The sequence below is a fragment of the Nitrosomonas sp. Is79A3 genome, from assembly GCF_000219585.1.
In the GTDB taxonomy this organism is placed as follows: Bacteria; Pseudomonadota; Gammaproteobacteria; order Burkholderiales; family Nitrosomonadaceae; genus Nitrosomonas.
Genome location: NC_015731.1, coordinates 3,286,217 through 3,298,550 on the forward strand (window position 1 = coordinate 3,286,217; position 12,334 = coordinate 3,298,550).

General features: G+C 39.1%; 13 protein-coding genes and 1 tRNA gene. 8 read left to right on the forward strand and 6 right to left on the reverse strand.

Annotated features, from left to right (window positions below):
* Positions 1–378: 378 nt before the first annotated feature.
* From NIT79A3_RS15320 to NIT79A3_RS15355, 8 genes are all read left to right on the forward strand, one after another.
* Positions 379–834: a hypothetical protein gene (locus NIT79A3_RS15320; protein ID WP_013967053.1), complete on the forward strand. Its 456-nt coding sequence runs from the start codon at positions 379–381 to the stop codon at positions 832–834.
* Positions 835–1,295: 461 nt separating this feature from the next.
* Entirely contained in the window at positions 1,296–2,180 is an 885-nt protein-coding gene (locus NIT79A3_RS18005) for a DUF2971 domain-containing protein (protein ID WP_013967054.1), read from the forward strand.
* 746 nt (positions 2,181–2,926) lie between these two features.
* Positions 2,927–3,937, forward strand: coding sequence for a hypothetical protein (locus NIT79A3_RS15330; RefSeq protein WP_013967055.1), 1,011 nt, complete (start codon positions 2,927–2,929; stop codon positions 3,935–3,937).
* A gap of 144 nt (positions 3,938–4,081) precedes the next feature.
* On the forward strand, positions 4,082–4,423 hold the full coding sequence (locus tag NIT79A3_RS15335) for a hypothetical protein (protein WP_013967056.1): 342 nt from the start codon (positions 4,082–4,084) through the stop codon (positions 4,421–4,423).
* Positions 4,424–4,917: 494 nt separating this feature from the next.
* The gene (locus NIT79A3_RS15340) at positions 4,918–5,754 is read left to right on the forward strand and encodes a hypothetical protein (RefSeq protein WP_013967057.1); all 837 of its coding nucleotides are present in this window, start codon (positions 4,918–4,920) and stop codon (positions 5,752–5,754) included.
* A 105-nt stretch (positions 5,755–5,859) separates the two neighbouring features.
* A complete protein-coding gene (locus tag NIT79A3_RS15345; RefSeq protein ID WP_013967058.1) occupies positions 5,860–7,242 on the forward strand; it encodes a replication initiation factor in 1,383 nt (460 codons plus the stop codon).
* The gene (locus NIT79A3_RS19605) at positions 7,239–7,568 is read left to right on the forward strand and encodes a helix-turn-helix domain-containing protein (protein ID WP_013967059.1); all 330 of its coding nucleotides are present in this window, start codon (positions 7,239–7,241) and stop codon (positions 7,566–7,568) included. The genes NIT79A3_RS15345 and NIT79A3_RS19605 overlap by 4 nt, the downstream gene beginning before the upstream one ends.
* On the forward strand, positions 7,478–8,482 hold the full coding sequence (locus NIT79A3_RS15355; protein WP_348225775.1) for a site-specific integrase: 1,005 nt from the start codon (positions 7,478–7,480) through the stop codon (positions 8,480–8,482). The genes NIT79A3_RS19605 and NIT79A3_RS15355 overlap by 91 nt, the downstream gene beginning before the upstream one ends.
* 13 nt (positions 8,483–8,495) lie before the next feature.
* On the opposite strand, the gene NIT79A3_RS15360 is transcribed toward NIT79A3_RS15355, so the two are convergent.
* From NIT79A3_RS15360 to petA, 6 genes are all read right to left on the reverse strand, one after another.
* Positions 8,496–8,571 (reverse strand) — tRNA-Thr (locus NIT79A3_RS15360).
* 31 nt (positions 8,572–8,602) lie between these two features.
* Positions 8,603–9,031 (reverse strand): ClpXP protease specificity-enhancing factor, encoded by a 429-nt coding sequence (locus NIT79A3_RS15365; RefSeq protein ID WP_013967061.1) that lies wholly within the window; start codon positions 9,029–9,031, stop codon positions 8,603–8,605.
* Positions 9,028–9,627, reverse strand: coding sequence for a glutathione S-transferase N-terminal domain-containing protein (locus NIT79A3_RS15370; RefSeq protein ID WP_013967062.1), 600 nt, complete (start codon positions 9,625–9,627; stop codon positions 9,028–9,030). Before NIT79A3_RS15370 ends, NIT79A3_RS15365 begins: the two co-directional genes overlap by 4 nt.
* 47 nt (positions 9,628–9,674) lie before the next feature.
* Positions 9,675–10,397, reverse strand: a complete 723-nt coding sequence (locus NIT79A3_RS15375) for a cytochrome c1 (protein ID WP_013967063.1) — start codon at positions 10,395–10,397, stop codon at positions 9,675–9,677.
* A gap of 4 nt (positions 10,398–10,401) precedes the next feature.
* Positions 10,402–11,637 (reverse strand): cytochrome bc complex cytochrome b subunit, encoded by a 1,236-nt coding sequence (locus NIT79A3_RS15380; protein WP_013967064.1) that lies wholly within the window; start codon positions 11,635–11,637, stop codon positions 10,402–10,404.
* Positions 11,638–12,246 carry a ubiquinol-cytochrome c reductase iron-sulfur subunit gene (gene petA / locus NIT79A3_RS15385; RefSeq protein ID WP_013967065.1) on the reverse strand — a complete coding sequence of 203 codons (609 nt, stop codon included), beginning with the start codon at positions 12,244–12,246 and terminating at the stop codon, positions 11,638–11,640.
* Between the last annotated feature and the right edge of the window lie 88 nt (positions 12,247–12,334).

The following is a 12,334-nucleotide window of genomic DNA, read 5'->3' on the forward strand; positions in this document are numbered from 1 at the left end:
GATTTATATGGTGCCGACACCAAGAATCGAACTCGGGACCTTCTGATTACAAAACGTAACTTAAAATATTAACAATATATAAATCAACAACTTGCAATGCCTGCCAAGCATAAAAACTGTGTCACACAACCTCAATCAGTGAGGTTTTCAGTGTAGTTTGACACAAATTTGACACAATTATATTTGCTAGACCAAGTGTCTGATTTCCGCCAAAACCAACCAGTCAATTTCTTTCAATAAATCTCCGGTCAACCCTGTTGCTATAAATACCAAAAGTATGGAAGATTACGGAAACTGTATGATTATTCGTTATGCATATATGAAGGTGAAGCATCATGCATATAATAAAACTTTGGGTTACAAAAAAGAAGAAATAGTATGAATGAATTCAGTGACTCTGCTTCTGAAGCCGACAAGGACAGATGGGCTGCAATTGCGCTCGAATGGCTCAGTGATGAAAATCGGAAATTCGGTGAATCTCTGAAACATCTAATTATTTATCTAATCATCGGCAATGTTGCTGGATTTGTTAGCGTTGTGAAACTTGTTACATTAAATTGTGCACCGATTTTTCTGAAAATCAGCGCAAGCGTTTTTTCTCTCGGTATATTGTTGGCGATTCTAGCCGCACTATTCTTGGTGGGAAGCCAATGGTATTGCTTGAACGACTACCGGGAGAGAATTATCAAGTTGCATAGGGGTGAGATAAGCATGGTCGAGTTTAGTAATGCTCCTAATTATTTCTCGAAGACTATAACGACATTCCAAATTGGATCTATCCTTGCTTTTCTTGTGGGTGGGGGAGCTTTTGCAAGCTGGATAATAAACCTTTGATAGCCATAATATGACGCTCAAGAGTGCGCCCCCTTAGCTTCACGTTTAAATAATTTTGTACTATCTACCGTCGGCTTCGGATCGTAAGCAGTCGCAGAAATCATAAGCAATCTGTAACTCAATGCATACGATTACGCAAGTTGAATCTATGCCCAACTGATTACGAAACGTGATTAAAAATAGAATAACTTTATAAGTCATTAACTTGCTTTAATCGTCATGCCTAAAAACGATGTAACACAGCTCCATTCAATGTCATTTTAAGATAAAATTGACACAAATTTGTCACAATAATTTTCTGATCTGTTTGGCTTACCAGATTAGATGATTAGATGAATCTAGTAATTGCAATTCTTTAAAGATTACAGGTGCACATATATTGTCACTGTCGGCCTGAGTAATTAATAAAGAAAATAGGCCTGTGACATATTTGAATAAATTGAATCAAAGCCATATTAATCATGAGTTATCCATCTAAATTATACAAGTATGTGGTTCCAGACCGTATCGATATTCTAAAAAATCAACTCATACGATTTTCTCAACCATCTGCACTCAATGATCCATTTGAATTACAACCCATATTCGGTGAAATTTTCTCTGAAAATGAGTTAAGAGATATGTTTAAGCTTAATCTCAATTTTCTGGAAGAAGCCTTAAATAAACAACTTTTGAAATTCCCACAGAAAACTCGAAAAAAAATAATAAGACAACTTCTTTTACAAGCCAAAAAAGATCCGCACGTTCTTCAAGGAGAAATTGATAAAGTAGCACCGCTACTAAAAAATGAGATATCCAATTTTACTCCGAAAGCTAAAAAAATTCTGTCTGATGTCCTTCAAACAGTTGGAATATTAAGCCTTTCTGAAAAGCTTGATCATCCTCTTCTATGGGCGCACTATGCTGCTTCTCATAGAGGTTTTACAATTGAATTTAAAACGGATCATGAATTTTTTAATCGTCGTCGTTCTGATAAAGACGAGTTGTTCCATCTAAGAAAAGTCAGGTATGTTAATAATTCATTGAGCACTGATATAACACTATCTGAAATGCATGGTGACGATATATTAGCTACAAAAGACATATCATGGGAATATGAGGCTGAATGGAGAATAATTGCCCCACTTGCAAGCGCCAATAAAACATTGGAAAGACTGGATGATAAAATTTATCTTTACTCGGTTCCATCATCATCGATATCGTCAATAATCATCGGTGCGCGTGCTTCATCCTTGCTTTATGAAGAACTTAGAACAGTTTTACTATCAACACCAAATTGCGAGCACATCTCTCTAAAGAAGGTTGAATTAAATACTACAAATCAAACAATTATAATTAATGGATAATATCGATTTACTTGCTTCTTACCTTGTAGATCTAATCCTTGCCTCGCATTGCAGCTACTGAATCATTTATTTCGCTCATCAACACTAAAAATCAGATTGTCAGCATAAGACCAAGAGAATCATCAATCCCCGACCAGAGTTCGAACCTAGGGCTTGCGAATGAGCAGGTGTAATATATGACTGTTTTTATTGATATTAATCTCGTCAGTGCTCGCCAACATTCGCTAATACTCATCAGTTTTGTCACGTACTGCTTCTTTTATTTCAATTTCCTTCTGATAGAATCTCGATTGATATTGCTAGCGCTCGCCTTAATAAAAAAATGAAAATTTATTTCAATGTGACAAAAATCACATAAAAAAAGAGCTTATTGAAATAAAATTGAATTTAATGGAAAGTGAATTTTGAACAAAAATAACCTATACATTCAATTATCACGATTCATAACGGTGAGCCCCAGAACTCATCACCGAGCATCAATCGGGCATCGCAAACTCGTTTTATGGGTAGTGTAGAAGTCTCGATATTGCGAGTTTGTTGTTTTTTTATTAAAACCTTATCTCAAATTGTCAACAGATCCTAGCATTGTTTGCATTCCCTTAAAAAGATATAGAAACATAAATATACACAGAAAAGGGCTTGCTTAACACCATTAGAGCAAAAGAGGTTTGGTAGTTAGTTGTAGGGAATAAGAAACATAGTTAGTTTTGAATTTACAAACAACTTTTTAGAGGAAGAGGAAATTTATGAAAGCATTATTAGGCATTTTAATTCCAGTTTTGTTCTTATCTTTTTCAGGCTGCGTTAGCGTTCGTGATGATGGAAAAGCATTAGGTAAAGCTGGACAGTTAGCTACTCAAGCTATAATTGAGCAAACTGATAGTTCTAGAAGAACTGTGAATGCATTACCAGAGTGGTGGAACGTAAGAGGCGTTTTAGTTTGTTCATCGATTCAAAAAGAAGATTTAAAAAAATATTGTGTTGATGAAGCTATTAAAAGTAAGCCGGGCACACTCTCTGAGCAGCTGAAATTGCTATCAGATGTTATGAACAAGCGTATTGTTGCGGAGCAAGCGGTTTATGATGCATATCAATCTTTTGCTAATCTTGCAGAATACGATGCTGGTGCAGAAACGGAGCAAGCAATTAAGGGAGCTGTAGGGGCAATAAATGAATTAACGGCGGCAGCAGCCAAGATTGCACCATCTCCACAAACCGCAGGTGCTAGTGCCATAAGTTCGACATTTACAACAGTTGCTTCTGGTATAGGTAATATCATTGCTTCAGAACGCCAAAACAAATTAATCCTCTCAGCAAATTTAGATCTTCTCCGCGCTAATGAGGCGATGATAGCAGCACTTACAATAGAAAAAAATGCTACAGAACAATTTCTTATGACTTTAGGAAGCGAAGCTGATACTTTATTTTCGGCTTTTGTTCAAAGTGGATTAGTGTCACCCAATAATGCACTAGCTCCTTTATTGGCACAAATAGCACCTGGTATTGAAATGGTTGAAACACCACCCAAAGAAAATATTGCTTTGATTAAAGTAGCGGCACATATATCTATCGCTGAGAGATCTAAACGTAAACAAAAAGCTACCGTTGAAAGTTACGAAGCAGCGCTTGCTACACTGAAAGCCTTAAGCTTGGAACATAAAAAATTAAAAGAAAAGCAGCAAATCGCTCTTGACAGCATTGTTGCTCATGTTAAACGAATACAGGATTTACTTGATCAGATTAAACAAAAAAAATAACCTATCAATTTGATAGGTTATTTTATTCATGATTTGACGTAATAATAATCCAACCTCCTTATGGATTACTGTTGCTCCTGAATCAGTTAAAGGGTTTAATTATAGTTTTTTTTAACTTTTACAAAAATAAATGAGGTAATTATCATGTCTACTTCGGAAGAACGCTTAGATATAATAGGTAAGAATTATAGAGATGCTCTTGAAAATGAACCGTATGATTTAGCTCGCGCTTTAGTACCAGACCAGATAACGGCAATTCAAGCAAATGTTTATTATGCACGCACGATTTTTTATACTGCTGTTGCCAGTGAGCTATCTAATAATAATCCACTTGTCGAAAATGCATATGCGACCGCACAGACAGCCCACGAAGCTATAAAAGATGCTCGTGCTAAGGCCGAGGAAATTCCTAATTTTATCAAAAAACTCCAAACCTCAACGAAGTCAGCAAAAGACCTATTGGATTATGCAAAAAAGGTTGGTTAGATAGTATGCAATAATCTTTCCTCCTTGGAGTACACCTTTTAAGTTAATAGTACTCGATCTGACAGTTGCCGGACTTGACAAGGCAACCGTCAGATCAAAACATAATTTTAAAATTATTAATCTATATAAATCAACAACTTGAAATTCTTGCTAAGCATATAAACAATGTCACGCAACCACAAACAGTTACATTGGCGGGTTCGTTAGTGATGCATGATTGAAAGCGTCTATGAATAGTTTCTATGTATTGATTTAAATTCATTTTCCCTTTTTGCTTTACCGCCCATAATTGCAGCAAGCTTCACATCCATCATCACAGTCTGGCATAGCCAGTCTGTCCCCATGCCATGCACAAGAGCAAAGCTGTTGTGCCCAATATTAACATTCAGTATTTGTATATGTTGCCGTAAATTTTGTAACAGGCTAAAAATCAAGATAAAACTAACAATTAGTGTTTTGATTGCAAATAGAATTTATTGTCACGGTCTCTTATCATGAATGAAACCCACTACGCTAAAGGCATTACAGCACAGAATCTTCGTGCATTTCTTGAATTGTGGCCATTGGTTGCAATTGGGATCGAAGATACCAAGAAAACGATAAATGATTGTGATGATCGGCTCTTTGATAAAGAAGATGAAGAGTTCAGCTGGTGCTATTTTTACGAGGTTTCCACTAAAGACCTTTTGGTATTGTTATGTACTGGGTTTTTGCAGTTTGTTTCACTTGAGCAAATTTTGGGCTGGTTCAAGCAAATGTCAGATTCTCCTGGAAACATTGGGGCATTACCAGATATTTGGAATCAGGTGCACGAGCACTTTGATGCACGGCCAAACCCAACTAAAGATGATCTTGAATCGTTGCGCTCCTTTCTTCCGGAGATTAGTGCTACTTTTATTGCTGTGCAATATTCACTGTGGTGTGTGCTTTATCACGGTTGTTTCCTGAATGAATTAATCGAACGGGTTCGCAACGGTGACAACAAAGCCTTGACTGATGCCATAAAGATTGACGCTTCCATTATTGGTTGTCCAACTGTCGTTGGAAAAATAAGCAAGGCTACGCGATTACAAGACGTGAAGTTTTTTGCGAAACTGAAATCCGCCATTAATGGCAAGAAGGAAAAGCTCAAACAAGACAACTTCCAAAAAATGCGATTGGTCTTTGAAGTGCTTTATGAAACTGGCGCTCTGCGCTTAACTGATAAGCAACTTTACCAATTATTTGTCGAGGAATTAAAGCTTTATACTGCCAATTCAAAAGGCGGCGGTAGTGAAAAGGCATTGCGTAAATTTGCTGATACCTACATGAAGAAAAACGCAACCACCTAAAAACTTAATTTTTGAGTGGAATACAAATCTTGAGCTGAGTTACAAAATCTCTATCCGTTGCGATGCAGCAATTTTTGCATGGTCGCCGTGGATACGAGGTTTATCATGAAGAAAGAAACAAAAGTTTCATCTGAAGCTATAGCATCTAATGAAATCGAAGCCGCCGAGCCAACGCAGAGGACGACGAGCTTCAGCGAGGAGGAGCGATGCGAGGGCGAGGTGGAAAAGGATTTGACTGGCGCATCGCATCAGTCTGTTTCATTCCCACAGGGTACGCCGTCTAGTAACACAGTACCCTATAACTGCAATAATGAGTATTTCAAGCTTTTAAGGTTTGGGATTGATAGTCTGTATTTGTCTTATCAAGGTGAATTATTCCCAGAAGTCAAAGAACGTTTGGTAAAGCTTAAACAGTTAGCGCAGCATCCTGAAGCAGATCAACAAGCGCAAGCACAATATGCTATTGCTGGCCATATCTTTGAGGTCAAGGATAAAGGCTCATCAATATTCCCGTATGTCATAGAAGATGGCGCTTTTCGTATCAGTCTATCCAAAACCAGCAAAAAGACCCCGATGGCGTATGTGAAGTTATCTTCCCGCTATCTATGCAGTATTACCCCTATTGAAGCAGAAACGCATTTATGTCATATCCTGAGTGAATTGGGTATCTTGTCAGATTATGCCCATGTCAGCCGTATCGATTTATGTGCTGATTTTGTTTCCCATGAAAACATGGAATCCTGGGGTCGTGAGGCATGGATAACGCGCGGTAAGAAGATAGATGCTCATGCAGTGAATGAGAAATTCACGGGTTGGTCGATTGGTTTGGGTGGAAAGATTTCCTGCCGTTTGTATAACAAACTAATAGAAATTCATACCAGTGGCAGAACCGATCTTATTCCCTTATGGAAAGCTGCTGGATGGCAAGAGGGTGAACCTGTTTGGCGTATTGAATTTCAGTTGATGCGCGATGTATTGGCTGAGCATGGCTTGATTAGCCTTGATACGGTATTAGCTAATTTAAACGGCTTATGGAGCTATGCTTCAACAGAATGGCTGCGTCTCACGTTGCCTAACCCCGATGATCAAACACGCTCCCGCTGGCCGATTCATCCGCTTTGGGGTTATATCTCATCAATAGATTGGGAAACAAACCTAAATACGCTTTCCAGATCATTCCAAGCCACACGATTGCCAGAAGATAAGCGGATATTAGCATTGGGAGTCAGTTCAATGGCTTCCTACATGGCGAAGTATGGCATTACTGACTTTGATGAAGGTTTGGATCGTTATTTGTTAGCGCTGCATCAATATCTTTGCGCCTGCGGAGAGTTTGGCGGGCTTTCAGGCGAAGATTGTCTTCTTGAAAAAGTGCGTTTACGTGGCAAAGAATTCAATACGATTATAAATATCAATGAAGCAGAGCAGAAAAATCTGGAAATTCAGAAGGCTGCTAAAGATTATCGCCAGTCATCGGAGGGTGAATGAAAACCCTCAACTTAGATGAAGCTGCTCAGTTTCTCAAATTGCACCCCGAAGAAGTGCGCCGTCGTGCCAAAGCGGGAATTATCCCCGGCGCTAAGGTAGGGAAGTGTTGGGTATTTATTGAAGAAGATCTTGCTGCCTACATGCGCTCGTTATATGCTCCTCCTCGGCAAGCGTTGCAAGTGGGACATGGAGAAAAACAATTATGTCACTCTGTAAACGTGGTAAGACGTGGTGGATTAGTTTCACCACACCAAGCGGCGAGCGAATTAGATGCTCTGCTGCAACTGAAGATAAAACCCAAGCACAGGAATTCCACGACAAGCTAAAAGCTGATTCTTGGCGAGTTGTGAAACTAGGGGATAAGCCAAAACGCACTTGGGATGAAGCGGCTTATAAATGGCTGATGGAAACGCAGCATAAAGCTTCACATAAGCAAGATATGAAGCAAGTTGCCTGGCTACAACAGTTCTTTAGAGGTCGCTTACTTTCTGAATTGACTCGGGAAGTGATTGCTGAAGTGGGTGAAGTGAAACGTAAGGAAACTTCACCTTCAACGGCTAATCGTTATTTAGCAACAATCCGGGCTATTTTGCGTCGAGCTGCTCTAGATTGGGAATGGATCGAGAAAGCACCTTTTATCCGGCTGTATAAGGAACCTAAACGGCGTATTCGTTGGATCGAGCCTGAACAGGTGAAAATGTTGTTAGATGAGTTACCGGATCATTTGGTTGATTTAGTAAAATTTTCACTTTGTACGGGGCTACGCAAACGAAATGTGACTGAGTTGGAATGGTCGCAAGTTGATATGCAAAGAAATGTTGCATGGATCCATGCTGATCAAGCCAAGGCAAGAAAAAGTATTCATATTTCGCTGAATATAACTGCTATGGAAGTATTGAGAAAACAAATTGGTAAACATCCGGAAAGAGTATTTACTTATCGAGGAAAGCCAATTATTCAGGTCAATACTAAAGCATGGTATAGAGCATTGAAACGGGCTGGAATAGATAACTTCCGTTGGCATGATTTGCGGCATACCTGGGCGAGTTGGTTAACTCAAAAAGGCGTTCCGTTAAATGTGATTCAAGAGATGGGTGCTTGGGAGTCAACTGAGATGGTGAAACGTTATGCTCATTTGGCTCCTGAGCAATTCAGAAAACATGCAATGGTTGTAGATGAACTCCTGAATGACACAATTTTGACACAATTGGTAAATCAGGAGTCTGAAGAAAATACCTAACTTATTGTTTTTATGGTGCCGACACCAAGAATCGAACTCGGGACCTTCTGATTACAAATCAGCTGCTCTACCATCTGAGCTATGCCGGCAACTTACTATGACCAAACCCAAATAAAAGAGTTATTTGATTATCCGAAGATTAGGTTTGCGTGTTTTTTTGGTTTGATATGTTGAAGAATTTTGGATTGCACTGTTTTGCTGTTCATCATCTGACTTTCCTCGATTCTCCTCTTCCTTATTATCAGAAGAGAATGCTATTCCTTGATTTACTTCTTTTGCAAAAATACCCTTTACAGCATTAAGTGATATTTCTAGCTTTCTCGGAACACCATTAAATCGTGCAGTAAAACAAATATAGTCATTATTAATTATAAGTTCATGTACTGCTTTTGCACTAATATTAAAAACTATCTCACCATTTTTTACATATTCCATTGGAACATCTAATTCCGGGTAGGCCCTTACAGACACATAAGGTGTAAAATCATTGTCAATGCACCAATCATAAATTGAGCGAATTAAGTATGGTTTCGTTGTATTAATGTTCATTTCCGCATTATTTTTTCTGAAGCTGATAATGCATCAATAAACAGCGGGCGACTGAACAATCTTTCCGAATACTTTAGTAATGGTGCCGCTTGTTTAGGAAGGCGAATTCCAAAATGTTCAAGACGCCACAGCAGAGGTGCTATAGCGACATCAAGCATTGAAAATTCATCACCCAGCATGAATCTTTGCTTCTCAAAGATTGGAGAAATAATCGTCAGATTATCTGCTATCACTGCACGAGCTTTATCAATTGCTTTTTGATCCGATCCTTCAAATGCATCGATGTGACAAAATAATTCTTGTTCAAAACGAAACAGCAGTAAACGAGCACGAGCTCGCATTACCGGATCGGCCGGCATTAATTGCGGATGTGGAAAACGATCATCGATGTATTCATTAATGATATTCGATTCATATAACACAAGATCGCGTTCCACAAGTACCGGCGCTTTACCATATGGACTCATTACTGCTAAGTCTTCTGATCTAATATTAGGATCAACATCAATTACCTGAAAGTCCATATCTTTCTCGTGCAGAACAATCCGGCAACGATGGCTGTATGGACATGTAATTGTTGAATATAGTGTCATCATAACTTCTATTCCCAGACTTCTTTACAATATATTCAGCAAGTTTGATGTCAATGAATATCTTTCCAATATTCTCTTTTTAGCGCATAGGATAAAATCAGCATCCCTAAAAGAAAAGCCATGACTTTAAGCCCTAATTCCTTACGGGCATTGGCATGAGGCTCACCTAAATAAACCAGATAGTTAACCAAATCACCAACAAAGTTATCAAACTCTGCCTTGGTCATTTCACCTTGCTTATCAAGTACCAAGGTCTTTTGTTCACCTTTACCACTTGTTTTAACAACCAGTTTCTGCTCGCCCTGTAATTGATAAAAAACATGTGGCATCGCCGCGCGATCAAATACAAGATTGTTCCATCCAGTCGCAGTGGTATCATCACGATAAAAAGCACGTAGATAAGTATATAACCAATCCGCTCCTCGCGAACGAGCTATAACTGATAAGTCAGGCGGCGAAACACCAAACCATACTTCACCTTCTTTTTTCTGCATTGCAGATTCCATCAAGCCGCCAACTTTCTGACCTGTAAATACCAGCTTAGAAAGAATCTCGTCATTAGTGAATCCGATATCAAGATGACGATTATAGCGCATATAGCTTGCGCCATGACAAGTTAGGCAATAGTTAACAAAACTCTCTGCACCACGTTGTAACGAAGCATTGTCAGTTGTACTAACAGGAGCACTATCTAGTGCCATACCAGATTCAGCAGCGAACAAGCTAAATGGAGCCATACACAAGATAAATATAACAATTGTTATTTTCTTCATTTTTTCACTCTTTTACTCTTTTGGGCTCTGGTTTTGTTTTATCTATCTTGCTATACCACGGCATTAAAATAAAGAATGCAAAATAGATGACTGTAAAGATTTGCGCTAATAAAGTATATAAAGGAGTTGGAGATTTTGTTCCGAGCCAACCCAATACGAAAAAGCTAATCACAAAAAGCGTTAAAGCTGTCTTGAAATATTTACCTTTATAGCGTATCGACTTAACCGGACTTCTATCTAGCCAAGGTAAGAAAGCAAAGATAACCACAGAAGCAGCCATCAATATCACACCCCACAACTTTGCATCTACCCAAAGAAAATTAACAGTCACTGCTCGCAGCATAGAGTAATAAGGTGTGAAATACCATACAGGCGCTATATGATCTGGCGTTTGCAATGTGTTAGCAGGTATAAAATTATTGTATTCTAGGAAATATCCGCCCATTTCCGGAGCAAAGAAGACAATTCCACAAAACACCATTAAAAACACCACAACACCGACTATATCTTTTACAGAGTAATATGGATGAAATGGTATTCCATCAACAGGGATACCCGTTTCCGGGTTTTTATTTGCTTTTATTTCAATACCATCTGGATTATTCGATCCGACCTCATGCAGCGCTAGAATATGTGCGAACACTAGAACTAACATTATCAAAGGTAACGTTACAACGTGGTAGGCAAAGAAACGATTAAGCGCAACATCCGAAAGTGTAAAATCACCCAGCACCCATTGCTGAAGAGATTCTCCAATAGTCGGAATTGCTCCAAACATACTTACAATCACTTGCGCACCCCAGTAAGACATTTGTCCCCAAGGTAAGATATACCCAGTAAAAGCTAAACTCATCAACACAAGGAATATCGCCATACCAACTAACCACAAGAGCTCTCGTGGCTTTTGATAAGAACCGTACATCATTCCACGGAACATATGCAGATAGACCACGACAAAAAACATGGAAGCACCTGTGGAATGCATATAGCGAATTAACCAACCATAATCCACATCACGCATGATATATTCAACAGCAGCAAACGCCATACCGGCATCCGGTTTATAATTCATGGTGAGAAAAATTCCGGTAAGTATCTGATTAACCAGAACCAACAAGGCTAATGAGCCAAAGAAATACCAGAAATTAAAGTTCTTAGGGGCATAATATTCGGAAAGATGTGCTTTCCAATTTGACGTTAATGGAAATCGTTTATCGATCCATTCGATTATCTTATTCATTTACACAGATCCCTCGCTTGTAGCTCCAATTAAAAGACGGCTATCACTCAAATATACATGAGGAGGAACAACCATATTAGTTGGAGCCGGTACACTTTTATACACGCGGCCAGCCAAATCAAATTTCGAACCATGACAAGGGCAGAAAAAACCGCCTAACCAATCTGGACCCAAATCCGCAGGCGCAATCTCCTTCCTAAATACAGGAGAACATCCTAAGTGTGTACAAACACCTTCAGTAACGAGAATTTCCGGTTTGATTGATCGCGTACGATTTTTAGCATATTCCGGTTGCTGCGGTTTTTCTGAATTGGGGTCGGCTAGCTCAGGTTCTAATTTCGTGAGCGTCGCAAGCATTTCCGGAGTGCGGTTCAAAACCCATACGACTTTTCCACGCCATTCGACCATCAGAAGCATGCCAGGCTCAAGCTTTGATATATCAACCTCTACCGGCGCACCGGCCGCTTTAGCCCGTTCACTCGGCATCATACTCATCACAAAAGGCGTTGCAATTGCAACACCTGCAATTCCGCCTGCTACAGATGTTACCGCGACCAAGAATTTTCTTCTGCCGCTCATTTTATCAGGGATGCTAAAACTATCAGCCATATTCGACTATTCCATCAGTTATATTTTTCAAGTAAGGCTATCAATAAAAAGGCAAATTTTATCGACCTCCCACCACTTTCGCGAGCAA